Genomic DNA, 21,972 nt, shown 5'->3' on the forward strand with positions numbered 1-21,972 from the left:
TCGCCGTAGCAAGATCAGACGAGCCGATGTTCACCGTCGACGTGAAGAACCGTGCCGGTCGTGTAGCCGTTACCAAGTAGGAAGACAATGGCATCGGCAATGTCGTCGCCAGTTCCAATCCTGCCCACCGGCAGTCGCTCCGCCATCGAGGCCAATAGCCTTTCACTGTCTGCGCCGGCGACGTTGTTCCAGATCGGTGTGTGTACCCAGCCCGGCGATACTGCGTTGATCCGCAACGGCGCGAGCTCGACGGCCATCGCGCGCACGGCGCCTTCTAGTGCAGCATTGATTGCCGCCACAGCGATACCCTTCGGTCTCGGTCGGTAGGCCGCGATGCCGGAAGTCAGCGTGATCGAGCCGTGAGCCGGCATTCGCTGCGCGCCGTGCTTGGCCAGCAGGATCGGCGCGACGACCTTCGAGCGGATTGCGCGATCCAGCGCATCCAACTCGAGTAGCGGTAGCAACTCGTATGCGCCGCGGACGTCGGCGGCAGTGCAAACCAAGTGGTCCACCGTCCCCGCCTCCTCGAAAAGACGCCGCACCTCCTCTTCGCGCGTCACATCGGCCTGGTGCAGACGTGGCTTGCCGAATTCGCACAGCTGCTCGCGTGCCGCTTCGAGCTTGTCTTTTGATCGGCCGACGATCAGAACCTCACAGCGCATTTTCATCAGCTGCGCGCAGAGTGCTAACCCCATGCCCGAGTTGCTGCCAACGACCACGATCTGTTGTCCTTCGAGACTGTTACCCATGCTCACCTTCCTTCAAACCCATACTTAAAGTGAGCTATGTTGGCGCGACACACTTTCGCGCACCAGCAGGAATTTTTGATCGTTGCATCGGTGTTTCCGATGCAACGCATCGGTTGGTAGAGCATTGCTCAAAGCATTCGTACATTCCGTCTCGGCCGAACTGGGCCTCACACACATGTACGAAACCGATAGGTTCGGTACAGCCCCCGCCACGTATGTACGAAAGTAAGTGTTTCGCAGTATCGAACGGTATTCAATAGTCGTACGTTGGTTTCGTACACATTGGAGAGCCGGATGTCGCGAAATTTCATTTATGCCCGCGTCAGCACCGCAGATCAAAACACCGAAAACCAGGTACGCGAAATAGCGGCCGCAGGCTTTGCGTTAGATAACGCGACGCATCGTCACCGAAAACATTAGCGGCAGCGTCACGGCCAGCGAGCGTCCACAATTCGCTCGCCTGCTGAACCGACTTGAACCCGGCGATGTGCTCATTGTCACAAAGCTTGATCGCCTCGGCCGCAACGCGATGGACGTACGCTCGCCGGTAGAGCGCCTCGCGATTGATGACGTTCGCGTCCATTGCCTCGCGCTTGGAGGCGTGGATCTAACAAGTACCGCCGGGAAGATGACGATGGGCGTTCTCATCGCGGTTGCAGAGTTCAAGCGTGACTTGCTGATCGAACGCACTCACGCCGGGATCGTGCGCGCCCGTGCAGAAGGAACGGTGATGGGACGCCCTCCGGCGTTGACGGCTATGCAGCAGGCCGAAGTCATACAGCGGTTGGCAGCGGGCGAATCCATCTCTCAGTTCGCGCGCAATTACGGCACAACGCGGTAATCCATCATGCGAGTAAGGCAAAAGGCAGAGCCGATCTGACGTTATGAGTCAAATAGCGCTGGAGATTTCCCAGCATTTATCGCGGAAGATCACAGCTACGCCCACGCGCAAGTAGCTTAGCACGCGATTTTTTCCGAATTCTGAGACGACCCCAAGAAGACCGCCGGGTAACTCCTATAGTGCCCTGCAGTACGCTGCTTTTCGTCTGCGCCCGGATGCCAGCGGCACCGTATGATCGCAGGAACAAGTGTCGATATTTCCGTCCGCCGCTGCCCTTACCCGGTTTACCCTGTTGCGTCGCTCAGCAGCCGCATTAGCGGAATTAAAGGACACGTTGAACGCGCTAGAAAAATTGGCGGACACACAGCCGTTCGCCCGTTGCTGAAACGCAACGGGTGGCAAAACCGGCAATCTGGCCTTCTAGGCTTATCGGGAGCGGGCTGCTGCCCTTCTTTCGCTAGCGAAAGCCGTGAACATGGCTAGCAGAATTAACGAACATCAACAGTTGCTTCGAATTCGCGAGCCTTTTGCCCGGCAATGCCAGGCGTTTTTTTGCGTGCATGGACCATACGCAACAGTTCGGGGATACAAGCCCCCCCGCCCAGCCTGATGGCAGAGAATGTGCTGCGCGCACAGCCGCCTACACGGTGTCGGTACGTGGCCAGATGCTCCGCTGGCTGATGAAGCAGCGTTTTCTGCTGGCCAATCCATTCGCTGGCGTCAAGGTGCGCGGAACCCGTCTCGCAACCGTGCTCGACACATCCCACACTTTTGCAGAGGGCGAGTGGACGCCCGTCCACGCCATTGCCGCAGACTTGAATTGTCTTATGGCCAGGAGTCGCCGGCGGCGCAACGCCGGAGTTTCGTGGACATCCCGTATGCGGCCGCCCTGCGCGTGAGCGAACTGGTCCGTGCCTGTCTCGGCGACATCGAGACCGACGTCGGGGCGATCATTGGGCCGAACTCCGCACGACGTCGACAAACCAGAAATTTTCGAAAACCGCTCGATGTTCCTAGCCGATTCAGTTGGACGTGCCAATTGCGCGCCCGGGCAATGCTCACGAAAACAGTGGCAAAGATTCGACGGCGGTTTAGCGCCGACGTTGCGGGGACGTGGACCGACTGGTCCGTGCAGCAGTTTTCTCGCCGGTCGAGCCGAGCCGCCGATTCAGATCCGACAGCGCCCGAAAGACGGACATGCTAGCGGGCGCCCTCGTCAGTGCCAGTTCAGGCCAGTCCAGCAGTTCCGGTAGACTCGCTCCCCCTGCTCGCTTTCATGCGAACTTCCGTTTCTGCATAAAGCTGCTCCCCTGCATCTGTAGAGATACGCCCCGGCGTCGAGGTCACCACCAATCGTCAAGCTCCAGCGACATCTGTTTCTTCGTGTTTGCGCCAGAAGCACCGTCGGATACTGCTGCCTTTGGCATCCATAGCTTCAGCACATCGAGATGGAAAACCAAATCCACGCCGAGCCGGACAAATCCATCATTCTCCCGCTTCGGGCTCTCGGCGATTTTCGGGATAGTGATGCTGCCCACTAGCTCCTCCGCCCCCTCTTCAGGTCGCGTCGGCCAGCATCGACCGACGACAATCCGCAGCCGAGCAGGCACACGCGTATTGGGCCCGAACCTCTTGATCTGAAGGATCGTCGGTAGCCAGCAGATAATCAATGAACAGTTCTTCGCCCACGTGGATCGGTCGGAGCGTGTGAATGAAAATCCGACCATCATCCTCAATGGTTTCACAGTTCGGCGCACAGGCGTGGTTCAGCCAGCGGGCACTGTTGCCGTCCCGGCTGCCATCAATGACGCGTCCGTCCGACAGGCCGAACAGAAAGGTGTGTCCCGCGACGCCTTCACGCCGGTGCCGGCGCAACGCGTCCCGCCAGGTCGTGATTTCACCTTTGTACTCCAGCACGCGCTCGCCCGCTGCAAGCGGGCGCATCGCAAATACACCGTTGCCGTGCACTGGCGATCTCCGGACGATCACGCGACGCATTCTGTTGCCCTGAGTATGGTAGATGTGGAAGTATAAAGCGGCTAATTTCAATCGCGATTGATGGAAGGAACCTACGGTTACCACCACGTTCCGCGGCCTGGCGGCCGCATTTGTATCCGGGGCGTCAGGAAGCTCTAATCCGCGACAGTCAGGGATGCGCGCCGGTCGCCCCTGCGACGCAGGCCCGATCCAGAAAGGCTGATTACCCAACTCCCGCAGGCTGGCCCACTTCACTGTGCTCACGAAGGTCCTGCCTGTGGTGTCGAGCGATTCGTTCGTTGCGCGCTGCCCACGGACTTCCCCGATGACACGCACGATGCGCGTCCGGTAACGCAACAACGCGCCGGTGGTGGGGCACGTGTTTTGCCGCCGCCGTGCTCGATTCATTTCCATACGGTTATCTAAATAGACAGGCAGTGAAACGCAGAGGCCGCAACGCACCGCGACATCTCGCAACCCATGCTACCAGGCCAGCCGACCTCGGTCCAGGCCCCCTGCCTGATCACTACGTTCCACTGCCACCGCCGCGCACCGGTCGCGGCGATTCGACCGGGATGCCGTCAGCAGCAATCTGACCGACCGCCTGCCTCGGTTTCAGGCGCCTTGCACCGCATCCTTGAACGCCTTGCCTGCCGTGAACTTCACCGTCTTCGCGGCCGGAATCTGGATCTCGGCGCCGGTTGCTGGATTCCGGCCGACCCGTGCGGCGCGCGCCCCCGTCGAGAACGAGCCGAATCCAATCAGCTGTACCGTTTTGCCCTTCGTCAGTTCGCCCGTGATGGCCTCGATCACCGCGTCGATCATCTCGCCCGTGGCGACCTTGCTGTCGCCAGTCTTCGCGGCGACAGCATCCACCAGTTCCTGCTTGTTCATTCCGTTTTCCCTGTTGAGGTTGTGAAGATGTCGCCACCCTACCCGATCCGTGCCGCTTTGCGCAATCGGCCCTCCGTCGCACCGGTTCACCCACGCCAGATCGCCCAACCGATGCCGGCCCAGAATTGATGTCGTGTCCAATGCCCGGCCGCTGATACATGTTGGGAGACTTTGCACGTGCAAAGACTGAACCGCTTGCCGAAAGAGGTCAGTGTCCATGGTTCTGTGCCGAAGCCTCAGCGATCCGCCAAAGTCTCCGACCGGCGCAGGCCGTCGACATTCCGACACGCCTTGGTGGGCCTACCGCGTCTTCTGCTGCCTGGACCTCGCGTGTCGCGTGACCTTTTGGTCACATCGCGCCAGTCCGGTCACGCGCCCACAGACTTCTCCGCCTACAACCGGGTCCGGTTGCGCGCCATTGCCTGTGAGTCATCAGGTGAGATACGCCCATCGCAAAGACGTAAGCTATACCCGAACGAAAAAGGTCGAATTGGGGCCAGTGCCCAGAAACGAAGGGTCGGATAGCTGCAACTTTCCGAGCCTTCATTTACACCATTTTTTGCGTTTTTCTCAATTTCTAATACTTCGCAAGGCCTCGCCCTAAGGAATGCGTGGAGTCGGCGCCTGCCCGCGGCGCTGCTGCAAAACCCCGACACGTGTCGGTGCAGTGACTATGATGTATATGTGGTCCGTGCTAACGACATGCGACCGCAAAACGGGGCAAGGCGGGGCTGGCGGGAGACTGGCCGCCCGTCCTTGCTCCGCCAGAACCGGGTCCGCGAAGATGCGGGCCATTTTTTTGCACGCTTATAACCCTGATAACTCGACGTATCAGAGTTGCGTTTAATGGCGTATCTGAACGGTGATAACCCGCATGTCACCGCAACCCATGTGGCCCGCGCGAGTCCCGCGGGGATCTTACGGCTGGCGCCCGTAGCCTCTCAAGGCTCTTAATCGTCTGGATCAGCGCGAAGCCGAAAAGCCAATGTCACATCCGCACAATTGTTTCAGCGTCACGGTTTTCCCGGTGCGCTCATGACCGAGCGAACCGTCACCGATTGGTAGAGACTTTGTTGTGCGTCGATAACGACACTCAGGCAGCCCCCAGCAGCGTTTTCGCAATGCCCATCGTCTTCGCGACTGATACAAACTGCCTTTGTCCGAGCCAACCCGACCGTCTATATTGGATAAAAAGCAACGCAAGGACAGCGTGCACCGAATCACGCCCTTCATCGGCAGTCGTCCGCATATCTCCACAGTCCAACGATCGAGGAGTGAGATAGTGGAAATCCTGAAATGTGCCGTTACCGTAGGCACCTTGATTGGCCTTATGAAATGTATCCAGCTATTCAGCCGCCACTGCCGTCGCCGTTTTGGACATCGCTTTTTCACGCTTCGCGCATTCTGGCTGGCGGCACTCGCGATCAACCTCATGTGGCTGGGATTCTATTTCTATGCAAGCGGCGTACGCGATCATGCTTCCATTATTGATGGACTCGTTCTCGTCGTTTTAAGCGTCGCCCCCATTGTCTGGATGGTCTATGAAAACATCCGTGAAACGGACCTTGTCCACGGACTAGGTGGTTCGGTATTGCAGCTGGCGTTGTTCTTTCCCGTGGCACTCTATAGCCTCCCGCTCCTCCTGATTGCTATGGCAATTGTGCTTTTCGCATCCTTCAAAGCTGGGCCGGCGTGGCTCGTCGATCGCTAAGCGGCGGTTAGCCTTCCGCACCAGCGCGCTTTATCGCGCCGTCCCGCTCTCCACGCACCACGCACCACGCACCACGCATTGGAACAATACCCACGGGTCATCTGCCCCGTTCCAGCCGAAGAGGATGAGTTCCCTATGCGAAGCGGTGCTGTCTGCGCCTCTGACCGTACGCCGGATGTCCTTCATCGTCTCAGCCGATCAGCGTTCCGCATCCGGCCCGACATCCTTCGAGCGACCATCGCTTCCCCGTACCGTGCAATCCGGTCGAACCGGTCCGGTAATTCGCTCTCGTTCCGCTGCAGGCCTGTCCCGCTGTACCGGCATGGCACCAACGAAATCAGCCATATCAACCGCCAGCTCACGATCCTCACGCGCACTGGATCCCGCCATCACAAAGGCCATCTCACGCCATGCGGCAAACACCCCGCGGTGTGCAACCCAACCCACCTCGCGCTGCGCGTCGATCGGGACGGCCCGCCAGAAACTCGGCGTCTCGCCGCGCTCCATCATGTGCACGACCGCAGGTTTGGGATACCTTTGTGTGGCGCCGCGGGTTCGCCGAGAGGTGGCGTTCGCGTCAACACCATGCGCCCGAAGTTGCTCGGCGAAGTACTCACGCCACCGCTGAAGATCCTTGTGACGTGGATTCAACCGACGCCCGTCCGGTCCCCGCACCTGCACACTCAAATGCACATGCGGATGGGCCTCATCATCGTGCGCAGCAAAGACATACGCGCGTCCATCGCCAAACTCTAGCGCCGCAAAATCACGCGCCGCATCGCGTACGGCCTGCCGGTTCGTTCCTGGCGGCATCGATAGAAGGATATTGAATACTTCGCGGCGAGTGCTGGTGTCCGGTATCCCCCATCCGCCGAGCTGCCAAGTTTTCGTGAGGTCGCGCAGCGCATCAACGCCGGAGATTTTGTCGCCGTTTTGATCTTCCAGATCGACCTGGCCGTTACGCGAGATGTAACGAAGATGCCGACGCACAGCGCCGATTCCCTGCGCACTAGACGCCTTGTTGGTGATCTTGACCATCACCTCCGGGGTACGCTTCAGCGTTCGGGCCAGTTGGCCGCGCATGCGCGCTGCCTCGTCCCGAATGCCCACTCGTGAAAGCCGAGATGACCTCGCATGCCTGAACGGCTCGTGAAATAAACGATCACCCCAGTTCAGGAGCATCGCCTCGACGTAAATTTTTGGATACGGCATGCTACGGGCCCCATCGGTCGAGATTCGCGCGAATCACACCCGTGACAGCTCGCAAATGCGTGTCAATTTGTTCCCGGATGCCCCCAAAATCAGCCAACTTTTGGCAGGTGAGCGCCGCTCCACCACCGCGCGCAAGCTGCCCCAACAACCGGCCGATGACAGCGAGTTGCTGGTTCGACACCGACAGCAAAAGCAGTTCCCGCCCTCCCAACTGCGGCTCCCGCGTCAGCTGCGTGCGGACCAGCGCCACGATCCACCGATTGCTGTTCAGGCCCCACGCTGCCGCGCGCAACGCCACGGCGTTCCGCTCTGCGACGGTCAACCGAATTTCGATCCGACTACGCGACTCTCCGACTATCGATTTGGTGAGTGCAGATTCGATCCCAACAGGTCGATCGCGGGGCTCTGCGTTGACTGCGGCAGCAATCAACTGCCGCACGCCCTCGCCAGCCGTCACACCACGGCGCGCACACCAGGCATCCCAGCGTGGTCTCACTGCACCCAGCTCGACACATAACCGCTCACGGGCTCTCACGCCACACCCTAACGTGCTGGCATCGCAGGGTCAGCCGGCGCCCGTTCGACTTCGCGAGCGGGCGCACGCTCAGCCGCCGCGCGCATCCGACGATCGCGGCCCGAAGGCGCCTTTGCATCGAAGACCTTCGGTGGCGGCACTGGGACATCCTCCTTCCCGAAAGCGTCCAGCATGCGTGCGGCGTGCCGCTGCACACGGGAAATGGAACGTTCGCTAAAACCCTGTTCCCGCATCGCAGCTGTCAGGACAGCCAGGTGCAGCACGCGCTCGTCATCCCCCCGCTGCGCGCCACGACTACGCTGCGGCACAGGCCCTGAGGCGGGCTGTAGACGCTGGTCGGCATAAGGTTGAGCCGCATCACCTGATGGCGTTTCGGATCGCGACGTAGCCTGAGAAGCCACTCGTCCACGCTGCACGACATCCACCTGCCACGTGTTCCGGTGCACGTCTTTCTCTTCCTCGCCCACCACGAGACCGTCACCGTCCAGAATCGGCACCTTGACCGTCACGAGGCGCTTGCCGAGGTTTTCTAGCGTCACCTGCTGTCCGATCGCGGCCTGCGATTCAAGAACAGCGCGCTCGAGATCCACGCCCCACACCACATGATCGGCGCCCGCCTCGTCGCGGAACACCACGTAGTAAGAGTCGCTGCGCGCGGGGTTGTGCTGATACGGCGCGCCTCCATGTTCGCGCAGTTCCCCGATGTACCGCCGTGGCGCGTCCGGCTCGTCATTCGTAGTATTCCGGCTTACCGAAACAGGCGGCAGAGCTGGGCTCTCCTTACGCGCAGGCCCAGCAGGAGCGTCATCCGAAGCGGCGCGCGCACGCGCCTGCGACGATGGCGACTCTGCATAACGTTCATCTGCGCTCCCTCTGGAGCCAGCGACAGCTGTTGGCTCTACCTTCAGACCAGCTTCAATGCGATTGTTCAGCCGCGCCTGCCGGGCGTCGGCGAGGCGAGCCAGATCCGCCGCCTTTGGCTCGTAGCCGCTCACCTCGATCCCGAGCAGTGTGGCCTGCAGCCACACCTCGCTACGGAACACCTCGTGTCCTGAAACGCGGATGCGTTGCCACGATTTGGCATGCGCCATATCGACCATCGACTCCACCACGTCCGGCCGGTTGTGCTCGGTAACAAGGTATGGCCCCAGATCCTCGAAAGCGAGCTGATACGGTGCCTCCTTCAGGAAGTACTGGTTGCCCGCGCGCAGATACCGTTTGCGGACACGCTCCGGTGGGTGTTCGATCGGCACCCGGCCCGTACCGGTATGCCGCAGCGGCACATCAGCGACCGCTCTTACTCCGGGTTGCCGCAATGCCCCGGCGTCGACGCGAATCGCCTGATCACGCAGCCTCGTCCGCGCCGCATCGAACTCTCGTCGACGCCGTGCCGACAACGCTTCCATTGCGGCCGAATTCAATGCCTCATCACGGCCATTACCGCTCGACGGAGCTGCGGCGTTACTCACGCCCGGCGCATCCTCCTCGATCACATTGATAACCGGATCAGAATACTGCGCCGAAGATGTCTGTGACATGATGCAACCTCATACTGTTCAGGGCAGGTTTTGCAAATGAACACCGCGACCGCGATAGGCTACCGATCAGGGTCTGCAGCCGGTTCAAGCGACGATGTGTGTTCCTTCGACTTCTCCAGTGCAGCGGCGCGTGCCTCTCTAATCCGTGCCCACGATCTCGCCTGCATCTGATCGAGCATCGTCTCGAGATTCGGACTGAAATTCAGTTCACGTGCAGACTTCTTCAGCGAACCGACCGTCCGTTCCAGCAGATCGCGCGCACGATCCCACGGATAGACCTTCGGTCGATCGCCGTCATACCCGACCTGCACCTCGGAGCCGTTCAACCGTGCGTTCCCGTCCATCCATTTCAGACGCTCGGAGATGAACGCCATCTGGTCCTTCCGGTGGAACACGACGCTGCGCGTCGCGACCTCCTGGATCAGGTAGTGCTCGGTGTTGAACACTTCACCACGGTACGGCCCGCCGTTCTCGCGCGGCGTTCCCATCCTGAGCGGTATGCCGAACCGTTGCGCAGCCAGTGCCTTCATCTCATTGGGAACGTCAGCCAATCCAAACAATGGCTCGCCGACCGGCGCACGCGTCGGCGCAAACCGTGGCGGGGCGGCAGGGGATGGAGTCTTCGCAGAAGAGTCGGTGCCCAGAGATTCCGCGGCCGTGGGGACGACCGGCACAGTCGGCCCATCGGACGCAGACGGCTCAGTAGATTCGGGCACCGCCTGTTTCGGCACGCTGTGCTCCGATGACTGATGACGATGACTGCCTTCGGTGTCGTCCACCGTGTTCTCTTTAGAGCGACCCATTTCTCCCTCCTCAATCCGTTCATCCATCTCACTCACCTGCACGTCGGACACGACACCCGTATCCCGCAATCTGTTCGCTCTCCAAAGGGACTGTAAGGCCACTTCACGCAGATGGTTGCTCACGGCATCGAAGCCCGACAGTATCGCCATGTCGCTGAAATCGTTCGGCAGCTTCCCGTTGATACGCGTGTCTTTGGCAAATACCGGCCAGGCCAGATGCGCCATTGAGCCTTCTGCCGCCCGCCGCGCATCCGCGTCACCCCGCCCCAGTTCGCCAAGCACTATCAGATCGCTATCGGGAAACCGCTCGCGCAAGCAGGCGGCCACCTGGCCCAGGTTCCCACTCGAAAGTGCCGCTGCTGCAAACCAGCCCGTCGCACGGTATGTGGACAGAGCCGTCGCCATACCCTCACCGATCAGGATCGGCGCGGATGCCTCGTCCGGTGTCGGCACCGATCCAGTCGTCCAATACCCACCCTTCTTCATGCCGCCCGCCAACGACGATTTCCGGCCGTCCTCGTCGATCAGCTCCAGCGTGGAGATCGCATTGATCCAGACCGGCACAATCAGCACGCGCCCCACCAGCGGCTCTTCCTCGCTCATCGGCGCGTACCCAAGAAGCGAGCGTAGCTCCTGCGCATCTAGTTCACGTAAGGTCTCGACCGGATCGAGGCGCTTGCGCGTCAGGTAAGGATGTTGCGGCCCCACCGGGCGCGACCACTGCCAGAGTGCGTCCGCCTCGCGGGCCACCGCGACATGACGGGCGCGCCTGCGTTCTTCCTCGCGCGTGCGGCGCTCGAGCACTTCAGTGGAAGGCACAGGCGCAGTTGCCATCCGGTCCGGGTAGTGCGAGCGCTTCAGATCGAAACCGTACTGGCGCGCGAGCCAGAACAACGAAGCAATGGTCTTGCCGCCCGAGGCATCGGCTGAGCGCCACGTGGTGTGGGCCGCGCGTTCGTTATAGTTACCCGCAGTGCGGCTCCACTCATCCCAGATCTCGAAGCCCTCATCGCCGAATCCCTGCTTGAGCGCGAACGCCATGTCCACCCACGTCCCGTAATCGTCCGCAGGAATCAACGCCAGCGCTGCGCGTGCACGCGCAGCCTCATCTACATGTGGTGTATTCATCGACCGCCTCCCTGGATCGGCGCAACGTGCGAGGGCACACCCCGCTCAGACGTCCGGCGGGGTCGCGATGGTTCAACTGGGGAAAGCTCCGCCGCATCGAGATCGGCAACCGACAGGCGGCGGGTCGCCTTCCGGACCCTTTCGGCAGGCACCCCAAGCAGCATGAAATGCCGCTCCACATACGCCACGGCATCGTCTTCACTGATGTCACCGAGGCTCGTCGGGAGATCGCGAGGATCCCATGCCTGCAACACTTCCAGATACTCGGCCGCTGGATTGATGAGCCCGGTGCCTTCCGGATCGATCTCGTCTGTCCGCAGCTCGCGCAGCCGTCGTTCGACCACGACGCTGAAGCGCGCCAGATTCATGGCTGGCACCGAGGGTGCCGCCATCACGCGCGAGACGAACTCGGGATCGCGCCAGTAGCAGATCTTGTCGGCCAGGATCGGCTTGGTGTTTTCGAGCACGATGATTTCCTTTTCGCGCCCCAGTTCCTTTAGTTCCTGCGGCAGCAAGAGTGGCCGGCGCTGCTCGGACACGCTTTCGCTCGATCCACCGCGACCACCGAAGATCGCGTTCGAGCGGCTGACGCTGCGTGACTGGTCGGTAAACGTGCCGAGCATCTCGGAATAGTCGCTCGCATCCTTCTGCTCACGCGGCGCGTAGAGAATCTGCATCGCGTGATTGGTGACGAAGGTGCGTGCATCTGCCCGGCCGTAGACAGATTCGAGTTGCGCGATCGACTGGACGATAGACAGCAAGCGCAGGTTATAGCCCGACATGTAGGCAACCGCCCGCGCGATGATGTGGATTTTCCCGATCGCCGTCATTTCGTCGAGCAGGACCAAGCACTGGAATTTCAGCGTTGGATCAGACTCGGGCAATTGTTTCGTATTGAGATTGACGAGTTGCGAGAACACGAGATTTACGAGCAGCGCGGCCTCCGACAGATGGTCGGGCGTGATGCCGATATAGACCGACATGCGGCGTTTGCGCACATCACGCAGATCGAAGTCGTTGGCGCTCGTCGCAGCGTCGACGATAGGATTGGCCCAGATCGTCAGCGGCGCATTGAAGGTCGCGAGAATGCTGGCCAGCACCTTTTCGTCGTTCGACAGGAAACGGTTCAGCGCATCGACACACGATCCCGTCAGCAGACTACGATGTTGAACGAGTGCCCGCTGAAGGTAAGCTTTCACCGGCATGCCATTGCCCGAAGACTGCCGCAACACCTCCCCCATCGTGACCGGATAGTCCGGAGTCGACGCTCCCTTGCCAGCGCGGCGCGCATCGCGCCACTCGCACAGCAGCAGCACGATGCCAAGGAAGAGGTTCCTCGCCTGATCCTTCCAGAAATCGTCGTGTCCACCCGGCGGATAGAGGGCGTAACCAATCGCGAGAATTTCACCAACGCGGAACAATCCATTCGAGATCGCCGAAAGAGGGTTGTACCGATGCGTGCGACCATCTTCCGCGAACGGGTTGAACAGATACACGTCCTGCCCGTATGCATGTCTGAAACCTGCGGTAATGGCGTAGTTCTCCTGCTTGACGTCGAGCACCACCACCGAATCGGGGAAACTGAGCAGATTCGGGATCACAATGCCAACGCCCTTGCCCGAACGCGCAGGCGCCGCCAGCAAGACGAACTGCTGACCGGTAAATCGCAGATAACGCCCGCGCCAAACACCGACGACAATGGCCGGCGTCGAATCCATGCTTACGAGTATGCTCATAGCAGCCCCGCATCGCGGATTTCCGCGTCGCTGGCAAACCTCGCACTGCCATAGAGGCGTCGCTGGCCGGACCGCTCCCACAGGGCATACAGGCCAAAGGCCGGCCCACCGAACGCCAGCAGAACGCCGAAGAGCGCCGCACCGGCCAATCGCCGCCCGTCATTCGGTATCAAACCGTCGTGCCTCGCGAGTGCCGCGTCGAGCCACCCCCACAGACCGGCATGCAAGGGATTGATCCGCAGGCTCGCGTACAGGAAGAACGACGCCAGCCAAAGAGCGGCGGCCGAACCTCCGAGTAGGATTGCCAGTACGGTCACCGTGACGACGGCTGTTCGCACTTGATGGGAGATGAAAGGAGATAGCTTCACCATGACCGTTCTCTCCTACGCAAACGCCGTGCGGACTCTACGAACCGGATCGAACCAGATTTCGGTCATGCCCCAACGCTTGCCAGTCTGCTCACCTGCCCCGCTGAAAATCGGCTGCGCTTCCATGTGCGCGACAATATCGACGGTGAGAAAAAGCAAACGCTTCAGCGCGGCATCGTCATAGGCCGCAGCCTCGGGGTGTTCCTTCGCCATCAGTGCAAAGCGCTCAATCGCGACCGTCGCATTCGAGGCGTGATAGCTCGTAATCGAACCGGCGTGCCCTGTCGTCAGAAGCTTGAGGAAGTCGTAGGCTTCAGCGCCGCGCAGCTCGGCCAGCAGCACGCGATCCGGGCGCATGCGCATCGTGCTCGCGATCAGATCGGCCGGCGTGACGCGCGCCTGACCTTGACCGCCCTTGCTGTACAGCAGGTGCACGCAGTTTTCGATGTGCCGGATAAAAAGCTCGCGGACATCCTCGATCGTCACGATCCGTTCGGTCCGCGGGATAAACCGGGTAAGGCTCTTTATGAAACTGGTCTTGCCAGAACCGGTGTTACCGACGATCGCTATATTCAGCCGCCCGGTGACGGCCAGTTCAAAGAATGCTCCCCAATCCCGTGCCTCCAGGCACTGCACGAGCCTGCTATCCTTGGGCCGTAGAACGGGCAACGCTGCGTCGAGCCCATTCGGGCGATGCCATACCGTCTCGTCGAACAGTCCCTCGTCACGGTACGTGTCGAGGGTTTTTTCGTCCGCAGACGGACGACGGATTGTGATCGAGACCGTGCGCGGTGGCACAACCGGCGGCACTACGATCTGGATCCGTGCGTCGCCCGGCAGCAGCGCCGAGAGCACGGGATGCAGGGCCGAAACCTCCTGGTTCGTGAGCGTGGCCACCGCCACCGCAAACGACATCAGGCGCTCGAAATCGAGCTCGCGGTAATCGTGTCCATGCCAGCCGCGATGTGTCTCGATCAGCACGCGCTGCGGCCGGTTGATGACGAGTTCGGTCACATCCGCGTCGTCGAGCAGCGGCGCGAATGGCCGCATCAGCTCGCGCACGGACGCATCGTCGGGCAAGCGCGCCAGCACGGTGTCATCTCCCTGATCCAGTCTGTTCATGCGGGCAGTCATGGTGCGTACTCCGGCTGCAACGCATAAACCGAGCCGAAATCCAGATCACGCGCGATCACGATCGTGAACTCTGCGCCCTGGTTCTGCGTCAGCGTCGGCGGGATGTTGATCGTGCTGTCGAGCACCCGCGTGGCCATGTCATTGCTCTGCTGCTGCGTGTTCCCGTAGACGACCGACCCGTTGCTGTTCCCGCCGCGCGTGGCTAGATAGCCGATCGCATCCTGGGTGATGCCAAGCATCAGCGCCGCACCGAAGCGTTGCCCCCAGTGATTATTGATATAGCCATCGATACCCATGCGCCCCAAAGCATCGGCAGCCGGCGAATCTATCTCGACCGTCACGCCATTCGGCGTCTTGATCCGTGCAGACAATACGAAGACACGCTTCTGGCCTGGCGAAAGGTTCGAGCGGTACTCGCTGTTGATCTGCGAGCCTCGTTCGATCAGCACGACCCGGCCATCGTCGGAATACACGCTCTTCGTCACCGTGCAGGTTGACATACCAGCCTCGGTGGAATCGAACGCCGTATCGCCCACACAATTGATCTTGGCGCCCTGCGCGAGCATGAGACTGCGATTCCCCAACGTCCCAGCGCGCACGCGTGGTGTGGCGGTCGGCGACAGCGCCTGCGCCAATGCGCCGCCCGCCTGAGCCAGTCTCTGTCCAGACAGCCCGATTCCACCGGACACAGTGGCCATGACCGACGACGCAACACCCGATACCTCGGCCGCTGCCGCATCCTGACTGCCCGCGCCACCCGCTGCGAGCAACCGCGCATCGTAATAGCTGCGGCGTGCCTCAATGTGCATGCCGCCAGCCGGCTCCGGTGCTGTGCCCGGACCCGGAACCTTTAAGGGATGCACGGCTATGGCGCTTGCGGCAAGTGGGGCGGAGGCGACGACACCCACGGCTGAGGCGGGACCATCCTTGAACACACGCCCCTGGGTCGATGTATCGGCCACGGCATCACGGTGCGCCTTCGCATCTGCGTCATGACGTGCAAGGAAGCCATGAACGGTCCACACCGCACCGGCCCCGACAATGAGAACGAACACAATCGGCGTCAGCCACCAGGCACGCGGGCGAGCGCTACGGTATTGGCCCAGTGCCGGCATGCCACGATCCACGAACATCCCTGGCGAATCGGCATCGCCCCTTTCCCGCCCGGACTGCGCACGATCTGACGGACCATCCGGCTCAATCGTATTGCGAGGCGCATCGTCATTCATCACCGTGACTCCGCAAGACACGCTTCACGCCGCTGGCGGTCGTCCCGCCTTGGGGCGGGATGCCATCCATGTCGAAAGCGTCGTTCCAGATTCCGACGACTTCGTCCGCGAGCCGCAGCACGAAGCGCTTCGCAACCTCGTGCACGACGATCGTGTCGCCCTGCACGTGTTTGTCCACAACGCTCTCCGTGTCATCATCGGCCACTCGGAAAACCGCCGGCATCCGCCGGTTGTTCGGGATACGGAGGTAGGTGAACCGTCCGTCATCCCACGCCGCCGTCGGCGCAATGTCGTCGGAGTGCGACATCACCTCCATCGAGTAGTGGGCGTTGCGCACCAGGGGCGGCTGCGCGAGACGTTGCTCAATCAGCGCAGCATTCGTATTCGCGCGTGCCAGCGCCATCACCTCATCCGGATAGGTGAAGGTCACCCGGTACATCACGTCGTGGTTGCCGAACTTCGCCTTGAGCGGCAATACCACCAGATCGAAGCTGTAGCTGCGACGGTCGGTACGGATCTCCAGATTCGAATCGTGCGCAGCGAGTTGCGGTTTCAGGTACACGTCGTGATCGCCTTTGTTCGCCACAACCTGCCAGCCATCTCGATCACCAGGTGCGACCACCTCGATCCGTTCGCGAGGGTCGAGCGCGATATGCGTGGCAAAACCTCGCTGCGCCTGAATACGCACGACATCGTCCGGCTGGTACGCTACCTGCCGCACGCGCGAGTCGCCGAACCAACCCGGCAAATCGGTAGCGCTCGCGGTGTAGGTGAGCAGCAGGCCCACGAGCACGACACCAGGAGCGAGCGTTTTCATGGGGTGACTCCCGCCGTCGAGGCCGGAGCCAGAGGGGCAGCCGGCGGCGTATATTCGGGATCACGGCTGTAGGCTGTCACCTTGAAACCGAACGGATTGGCAATCGCGACACTGTCGCGCGTGAAAACCGGTGGCCGGTAAGTGTAGGCGAGCGTGATCACGAAGCGTTGCGTCGGTTCCGCGTTCGCCACTCCGTTCCTGAAGGACGTGCGCTCGATATGCACGACGGCGTGTCCAGGTTCGTCGGGCGGCAGCGTGGTCGAGAGAATGCGGATGCGCCGCTCGGTGCCCGGCCCCAGTTGCCGGTCCAGTGCATCCGGACCGCCATAGATGCTGCGATAATCGCGCGCAACCACGTCATCGCTCATGACGAGCACGCCGTCGTAATCCATCTGCAGTAACCCCCAGTCGTACCGCTCGCGCGAACGCACATATGCCTCGACCCAGTGCTTATCCTGGATATCCTTCGTGTGTACGTGGCGGGCATCGAGGACGTCAATCACCTGAGATTCGCCGCTCAGGCGATCGACCTCGATCGGTAGCGGCACGACGCGATAGAACGGCATCATCAGCGTAAGCGCCGTGGCACTCAGTACGGCAACGCCAAGCGCCGCATAGGCGACATGCCACGCGCGCCGCTCGGATCGCTCCTGCAGGTGGGTCAGCGATGCCTCGATATCGAGCACGCGCCCATAGTCGTGCGGCGCGCTCATGATCGGATTCCTGCGCCCGACGACGCGGGCAGATCCCGGGAAGCCGGCGCTGCAGGTGCCGGGAGCGCCGAAGTTGGCATTTCGGGCACCGGCGGAATGCGGTTGACGGGTACGCGGTGCAGACCGTCCGGCAACACGGGTTTCGGCGGCCCGCTGCTGCAGGCGGCCAGACTCCAGACCAGGCACCCCGCGAGGACGATGGAGGCAAGCGCAAACATGGCATCCTCCTCAGTTCCCGAACGAAGCCGGCACCATTTGGTCCTGCAATCGGGCCGTGTTGCCAGCCCGGCTCAGCGCCAGTTCACTCTGTTGCTCGACCACAAGCTTGTCCTCGGAATCGGCCAGCATCCGGAAGAGCTGCAGCTTCGTCATCTCGTTGTCGACCGTCGTAGACTCGGCCTGGATGCGCGCCTGCAACTCGGCCACCCCCTTGGGATCCTGCGTCACGTCGATCTGCTCCATCAGGCTCTGGATCTGGTTCAGCTCATGCAGTTCAGTCTGGTACGCCTGAATGCCGAACGCCTTGTCCTGAAACGGCTTGTTCAGCGTGCGCTGGCACACCTGCTGGTCAATGCCGGTCTGGTCTTGGCAGTTGTAGAGCTGGCTCGCCGAGCGCAACGCCCGGGCGCTGCCCGTCAAGCCCGCGTAGCCACCGTTCTGGATCGCCGTATAGACGCTCTGCCAGTTCGAAGGCAGGGAGCTGGCGACGACCGGATTGCCCAGCAGCGCACCGAAGCCACGCGTGCCGACCGTCGACTGATAGATCTGGATTTCCTGCTGTACCTCCTGCTCAAGCCGGGCAACCGTCGCGATAGCCTGCACCACGTTCTGTGCGTCGAACACCGGGATGCCCTGTGCATAAGCGCCGGAACAGAGCGCCACCCACGCGATCGCGGCCCCCGTCAATCTGGTTTGTCCTGCCATGGTCATCACCTCACATTCATTCGCCCTGCCTACCCAGGTTTGCGCGCGCTGTGCGCTGGTAAGCGGGCATGGAGCCGTTCGCCGAAACCCCTCCGTCTGATCCGCTGCTGCCACCACCACCTGAGCCGGTACGGTTGCGAATCTTTCCGCCAGGCGATGAGCCGCCACTGCTGCGAGAAAATGCCTGCGCGAGTGCGCTGGCCACACGTCGTGCGGCAAAACCCGCCACGAACGCGCCAAACCCGGACAACGTGGCACCACCGGAAAGTCCCGATGCAACCGATGGCAACTGCCAGCCGACCATCGCGAGGAAGACCCCGGTTGCGAACAGGCCGATCGCTGCAGCGCCCGCCGCGGCATCGTTGAGAGCAGCGGTAATGCCCTGCATCACAGCCGATGGGTCTGCGCCGGGAGGCACACTAGTGGCGTTGAGGGGAGTTAGATCGGCAGAAAATGCCGTGAGCGCCATGCCGAGAAAGGCCGCGACGAGCACCTGCAACAAGGCGTAATTGGCGACCTTCGCGGTCCAGGCTTCGAAGAAGCGCGCGGTTGGTGCAAACGCCGCGCAGGCAATGAAGATAGGACCAAGCCCGAGCACGAGGTCGAGCAGCATCCTCGCCATCGCCACTTCGAAGGCGAGGACGATGAGGAAGATCGAACCGCCGAGTGCGGCGATGATCCCGCATAGGAAATCACCGATGGCGGCGGCAAGTCCGCTGACACTGATCCCCTCGTGTGTCGCCTTGTCGAAGTAGGCGTCCATCACGAGGTCGATCTGCTGGTCGTAGCAGTCGAGCGTCTGGTAGATACTCGTCGCGCTCTGCCCTGTCACGCTGCCGCCATTGACCGACCCGCATCCTGAATTGCCACCGCCCGACGTATTAGCTGCGTTTTGGATCGTCTGGGCGAGCCCGGCCGTCGCACCGTTGATCGCCGTTACGACCCGCTGCTGGTAGATGCCGGCGCTCAACGCGAACGCGAGCGTGATGGCGACCTTTAGCCCCCGCCAGGCAAACGCCGGGACAGCTTCGTGGGCCTCGCCCCGCACCACTGCCAGACCGTAGGCAACGACCCAGATCGTAACGGCCGTGGTCACGACGGGCACGAGCGCGCTGGACAAAGCCGATGACACGTTCGTGATGTAGGTGGACATACCGTTTTCGAGAGTGCCACCGACGGCGGTAAAGAGGCCGCTCATCGCACACCTCCAGCCCCTTGGGGAAACGGCAAACGCAGGCCGCCATTCGCCGCGCGTCGCCGGGCAAGCTGCTCGTGGAAAACCGGCAACCAGTCTTCCGGTGCATCGCCCACCTGCGCGCGGATCGTGTCGAGAAGCTCCACGTTGTCGGTCGTACCTGACAGCACGTCGAGTACGTCTCCGAGGCCGGCTAGGTCAAGCCGTCCAATGGCCGAGCGATGGCCCTGCTTGACCAGGAACAGCCGACTGTTCTCGCCGAGATTGCGGACGATGTTGAATTCAGATTCGGTCAGCTTGAATCCACAAACGTAATCGTCGTAATCGGCCCGTGGGTTCGGCAGGAAGAAGAACGTTGCGCTCTGCTCGATCAGCGCACTGGCAATCTCGCTGTGCAGCACATCCGCAGGCGATTGCGTATCGAAAATCCCGAGGCCGTTCTGCTTGCGGATCGTCTTCTGCTTGTTCTTCGCGAAATCGGTGAAGACGGGATCGGAGAGACGCTTCCAGAATTCGGTCATCACGTAGATGAAGCGCCGGCCGTCGATCAGATTTTCGGTCAGGTGCAGCAGGTACATCGTGACCGGTGTCGAGACTTCCGCATCGTCAAGCAACTCGGTATCGTCGAATCCGAACAGTCCCGAGCACGCGAGATCAATACGGTCGGTCGGGTTATCGAATACCCAGCCGAGTCGCCCGCCCGCGCACCATTTGGCGAGGCGAGCATGCAGGCTGTTCTCGCCCACGTTCGGCAGGAGTTGCCGCACCATGGAAAGCCGTCGCAGCGGCTTGTCCATACGGGCAACTTCTCGTACGGCGCGCGCGATATCTAGTTCATCCCTAGCGGGCAGCGGCACGCCGACATCGACGAGCTTGCGCACGAGCCTTTCCCAGAAGTCGAGCACAGCCTCGTTTGGTTCCATCTGGAACGGATTCAAACCGGTCGGCTCCCCGCGGCGGAACACGGTGTACATGCCGCCCATCGCGCGGATCGCAATCTCGGTACCGCGATCCTTGTCATACAACACGGCAGTGATGCCGTACTTCATCGCCATCGCGAGTAGGAACAGCTCAAGCACCGTCTTGCCAGCGCCGGCCTGACCGATAATCTGGGTGTTGGCGAGCGCCTTCTCGTCGAGAGAGTCCTTCTTGTCGGGCGTGACGTGGAAGTTCAGATAAAGCGGCTGGCCGCTAGGCGTCTTGACGATCGTGATCGCCTCGCCCCACGGATTACCGTCACGCTTGCCGGTCGCGAAGTTATGCAGGCATGCCAGTCCGCAGAAGTTCCGCGACGTGAGCTTGGCCTCACGCGGCCTGTAACGCCAATTGCCCGGCAGTTGCGCGAACCAAGCCGCATCCGCAACGAGATCGATGAGTGCCGTCTGGAAACCCGCGTCGGCCAGTTGCGTACGCGCCTTCGCCACGCTTTTGGAAACTTCATCCGACGTGTCGCCGAGCACAGCGAGCGAATAGTGGTATTCGCCCAGGACGAAATCTCCGTTGACCAGGTCGTTGAGCGCCTGCTCCATCGCCTCCACCTGGGACACTGCAACATCCTCGCCGGCAATCAACTGGTTACGCTGCCGCTCCAATGCATCTTTCGCGCTCGGCTTGTCGAGGATGGTGAAACTCTGCGTCTCGATGTACTCAAAATCTCCGTACAGCAAGCCGTTGATCATTCCGGGCTCTGTGTCTTCCGGGTAGTCTTTCAGGTCGAGCATCGCAGCAAAGCGGGTCGCGGCCGGCATGCGGATCTCGATCTTCTCGGCGCTGACGAACAAGCGCGACGTTGGCAGCGCATCACGGATCGGGCCAGCCGGAACTGGCTCGCGCTCCCATGCGGCGTTCACCAGATAACCAAGCAATTCCAGCGCTGACGAATATCGGCGCGGACGTCTGTCATGGTGGCTCTGCCTGGTATAAACGCACAGCGCGACCGGATCGTAAGATTTGAGACTCGATTCGACCTGGGCAGCCAGCTCGACCATGACCTTCAGCGCGTCGTGCTGGCCACGCCGGATATCGTCGCGCGTGCGGCGGGCAGCATGGCTGAAGACGCGGCCGAGCTTCGTCCGGTTGGGGCGGTATACGAGCGTCAAGTACAGCTCATTCGCCATCATGCGATAGCCGGCGAAGCTCGCGTAATAGCGCGTGGCCAGTTCCTGGCAAAAGCGGTTGCCGTAGGGCGTTGCGAAGTGATCCGACACACGCCGACGGATGCGGTGCGACCACAGCGCCACATGGCCACCGGCGAGCCCGCGCACGAGCTGGTTGAATCCGTCGTGACGCGTTAAGATGTTGGCCGGATCCGCTGCTTCGAACGCGATGCCCGCAACCCTCCAGATCTGGAGGTAGTCGCCTTCGCGCGTCTTGATGACGTGATCCGTCACATGCGTCGAGTATGGGATGTAGTCGGCAAGCGGGACTTCCCTGTTCGCCACGGCGACGAGTTGGGGCTCGGCAGGCAT

The 21,972-nt window shown here is 61.5% G+C and carries 18 protein-coding genes and 1 pseudogene; 2 read left to right on the top strand and 17 right to left on the bottom strand.

Annotation, left to right across the window (positions count from 1 at the left end; all coding sequences use genetic code 11):
• Positions 1 to 14: 14 nt before the first annotated feature.
• Complete coding sequence (locus ACOSV0_RS10995) at positions 15 to 749, bottom strand: SDR family oxidoreductase (RefSeq protein WP_434106212.1); 735 nt, start codon at positions 747 to 749, stop codon at positions 15 to 17.
• A gap of 294 nt (positions 750 to 1,043) precedes the next feature.
• Here ACOSV0_RS10995 and ACOSV0_RS11000 point away from each other — a divergent pair.
• Positions 1,044 to 1,590: pseudogene (locus tag ACOSV0_RS11000) on the top strand (recombinase family protein).
• A gap of 1,343 nt (positions 1,591 to 2,933) precedes the next feature.
• On the opposite strand, the gene ACOSV0_RS11005 reads toward ACOSV0_RS11000, so the two are convergent.
• The 3 genes from ACOSV0_RS11005 to ACOSV0_RS11015 form a co-directional block, all read right to left on the bottom strand.
• Positions 2,934 to 3,128, bottom strand: coding sequence for a hypothetical protein (locus ACOSV0_RS11005; RefSeq protein ID WP_434106213.1), 195 nt, complete (start codon positions 3,126 to 3,128; stop codon positions 2,934 to 2,936).
• Between the two features lie 19 nt (positions 3,129 to 3,147).
• Positions 3,148 to 3,588, bottom strand: a complete 441-nt coding sequence (locus ACOSV0_RS11010) for an SET domain-containing protein (protein ID WP_434110246.1) — start codon at positions 3,586 to 3,588, stop codon at positions 3,148 to 3,150.
• A 594-nt stretch (positions 3,589 to 4,182) separates the two neighbouring features.
• The gene (locus ACOSV0_RS11015) at positions 4,183 to 4,461 is read right to left on the bottom strand and encodes an HU family DNA-binding protein (RefSeq protein WP_434106214.1); all 279 of its coding nucleotides are present in this window, start codon (positions 4,459 to 4,461) and stop codon (positions 4,183 to 4,185) included.
• Positions 4,462 to 5,743: 1,282 nt separating this feature from the next.
• Between ACOSV0_RS11015 and ACOSV0_RS11020 the strand changes: the two genes are divergently transcribed.
• Complete coding sequence (locus tag ACOSV0_RS11020) at positions 5,744 to 6,172, top strand: hypothetical protein (protein WP_434106215.1); 429 nt, start codon at positions 5,744 to 5,746, stop codon at positions 6,170 to 6,172.
• A 198-nt stretch (positions 6,173 to 6,370) separates the two neighbouring features.
• Here ACOSV0_RS11020 and ACOSV0_RS11025 read toward each other — a convergent pair whose 3' ends face one another.
• The 13 genes from ACOSV0_RS11025 to ACOSV0_RS11085 form a co-directional block, all read right to left on the bottom strand.
• On the bottom strand, positions 6,371 to 7,384 hold the full coding sequence (locus ACOSV0_RS11025) for a relaxase/mobilization nuclease domain-containing protein (RefSeq protein ID WP_434106216.1): 1,014 nt from the start codon (positions 7,382 to 7,384) through the stop codon (positions 6,371 to 6,373).
• Position 7,385: 1 nt separating this feature from the next.
• Positions 7,386 to 7,823, bottom strand: coding sequence for a plasmid stabilization protein (locus ACOSV0_RS11030; protein ID WP_434106217.1), 438 nt, complete (start codon positions 7,821 to 7,823; stop codon positions 7,386 to 7,388).
• 104 nt (positions 7,824 to 7,927) lie between these two features.
• Positions 7,928 to 9,457: an LPD7 domain-containing protein gene (locus tag ACOSV0_RS11035; RefSeq protein ID WP_434106218.1), complete on the bottom strand. Its 1,530-nt coding sequence runs from the start codon at positions 9,455 to 9,457 to the stop codon at positions 7,928 to 7,930.
• Positions 9,458 to 9,516: 59 nt separating this feature from the next.
• Complete coding sequence (locus ACOSV0_RS11040) at positions 9,517 to 11,388, bottom strand: PriCT-2 domain-containing protein (RefSeq protein ID WP_434106219.1); 1,872 nt, start codon at positions 11,386 to 11,388, stop codon at positions 9,517 to 9,519.
• A complete protein-coding gene (locus ACOSV0_RS11045; protein ID WP_434106220.1) occupies positions 11,385 to 13,124 on the bottom strand; it encodes a type IV secretory system conjugative DNA transfer family protein in 1,740 nt (579 codons plus the stop codon). Before ACOSV0_RS11045 ends, ACOSV0_RS11040 begins: the two co-directional genes overlap by 4 nt.
• Entirely contained in the window at positions 13,121 to 13,495 is a 375-nt protein-coding gene (locus ACOSV0_RS11050; RefSeq protein ID WP_434106222.1) for a hypothetical protein, read from the bottom strand. Before ACOSV0_RS11050 ends, ACOSV0_RS11045 begins: the two co-directional genes overlap by 4 nt.
• 12 nt (positions 13,496 to 13,507) lie before the next feature.
• Positions 13,508 to 14,626, bottom strand: a complete 1,119-nt coding sequence (gene virB11, locus ACOSV0_RS11055) for a P-type DNA transfer ATPase VirB11 (protein WP_434106223.1) — start codon at positions 14,624 to 14,626, stop codon at positions 13,508 to 13,510.
• On the bottom strand, positions 14,623 to 15,855 hold the full coding sequence (gene virB10 / locus ACOSV0_RS11060; RefSeq protein ID WP_434106224.1) for a type IV secretion system protein VirB10: 1,233 nt from the start codon (positions 15,853 to 15,855) through the stop codon (positions 14,623 to 14,625). Before virB10 ends, virB11 begins: the two co-directional genes overlap by 4 nt.
• On the bottom strand, positions 15,848 to 16,672 hold the full coding sequence (locus tag ACOSV0_RS11065) for a TrbG/VirB9 family P-type conjugative transfer protein (RefSeq protein WP_434106225.1): 825 nt from the start codon (positions 16,670 to 16,672) through the stop codon (positions 15,848 to 15,850). Before ACOSV0_RS11065 ends, virB10 begins: the two co-directional genes overlap by 8 nt.
• A complete protein-coding gene (locus ACOSV0_RS11070) occupies positions 16,669 to 17,385 on the bottom strand; it encodes a virB8 family protein (protein WP_434106226.1) in 717 nt (238 codons plus the stop codon). Before ACOSV0_RS11070 ends, ACOSV0_RS11065 begins: the two co-directional genes overlap by 4 nt.
• Positions 17,386 to 17,613: 228 nt before the next feature.
• Positions 17,614 to 18,309, bottom strand: a complete 696-nt coding sequence (gene virB5 / locus ACOSV0_RS11075; protein WP_434106228.1) for a P-type DNA transfer protein VirB5 — start codon at positions 18,307 to 18,309, stop codon at positions 17,614 to 17,616.
• A 16-nt stretch (positions 18,310 to 18,325) separates the two neighbouring features.
• Entirely contained in the window at positions 18,326 to 19,507 is a 1,182-nt protein-coding gene (locus ACOSV0_RS11080) for a type IV secretion system protein (protein ID WP_434106229.1), read from the bottom strand.
• Entirely contained in the window at positions 19,504 to 21,972 is a 2,469-nt protein-coding gene (locus ACOSV0_RS11085) for a VirB4 family type IV secretion/conjugal transfer ATPase (protein WP_434106230.1), read from the bottom strand. Before ACOSV0_RS11085 ends, ACOSV0_RS11080 begins: the two co-directional genes overlap by 4 nt.

This window comes from Paraburkholderia caffeinilytica, assembly GCF_051027425.1.
GTDB lineage: Bacteria > Pseudomonadota > Gammaproteobacteria > Burkholderiales > Burkholderiaceae > Paraburkholderia > Paraburkholderia caffeinilytica_A.

Coding starts and splice junctions, on each gene's coding strand:
- ACOSV0_RS10995 (WP_434106212.1), bottom strand. CDS start 749: ATGGGTAACAGTCTCGAAGGACAACAGATCGTGGTCGTTGGCAGCAAC.
- ACOSV0_RS11010 (WP_434110246.1), bottom strand. CDS start 3,588: ATGCGTCGCGTGATCGTCCGGAGATCGCCAGTGCACGGCAACGGTGTA.
- ACOSV0_RS11015 (WP_434106214.1), bottom strand. CDS start 4,461: ATGAACAAGCAGGAACTGGTGGATGCTGTCGCCGCGAAGACTGGCGAC.
- ACOSV0_RS11025 (WP_434106216.1), bottom strand. CDS start 7,384: ATGCCGTATCCAAAAATTTACGTCGAGGCGATGCTCCTGAACTGGGGT.
- ACOSV0_RS11035 (WP_434106218.1), bottom strand. CDS start 9,457: ATGTCACAGACATCTTCGGCGCAGTATTCTGATCCGGTTATCAATGTG.
- ACOSV0_RS11040 (WP_434106219.1), bottom strand. CDS start 11,388: ATGAATACACCACATGTAGATGAGGCTGCGCGTGCACGCGCAGCGCTG.
- ACOSV0_RS11045 (WP_434106220.1), bottom strand. CDS start 13,124: ATGAGCATACTCGTAAGCATGGATTCGACGCCGGCCATTGTCGTCGGT.
- ACOSV0_RS11050 (WP_434106222.1), bottom strand. CDS start 13,495: ATGGTGAAGCTATCTCCTTTCATCTCCCATCAAGTGCGAACAGCCGTC.
- virB11 (WP_434106223.1), bottom strand. CDS start 14,626: ATGACTGCCCGCATGAACAGACTGGATCAGGGAGATGACACCGTGCTG.
- virB10 (WP_434106224.1), bottom strand. CDS start 15,855: ATGAATGACGATGCGCCTCGCAATACGATTGAGCCGGATGGTCCGTCA.
- ACOSV0_RS11065 (WP_434106225.1), bottom strand. CDS start 16,672: ATGAAAACGCTCGCTCCTGGTGTCGTGCTCGTGGGCCTGCTGCTCACC.
- ACOSV0_RS11070 (WP_434106226.1), bottom strand. CDS start 17,385: ATGAGCGCGCCGCACGACTATGGGCGCGTGCTCGATATCGAGGCATCG.
- virB5 (WP_434106228.1), bottom strand. CDS start 18,309: ATGGCAGGACAAACCAGATTGACGGGGGCCGCGATCGCGTGGGTGGCG.
- ACOSV0_RS11080 (WP_434106229.1), bottom strand. CDS start 19,507: ATGAGCGGCCTCTTTACCGCCGTCGGTGGCACTCTCGAAAACGGTATG.
- ACOSV0_RS11085 (WP_434106230.1), bottom strand. CDS start 21,972: ATGCCTGCCGAGCCCCAACTCGTCGCCGTGGCGAACAGGGAAGTCCCG.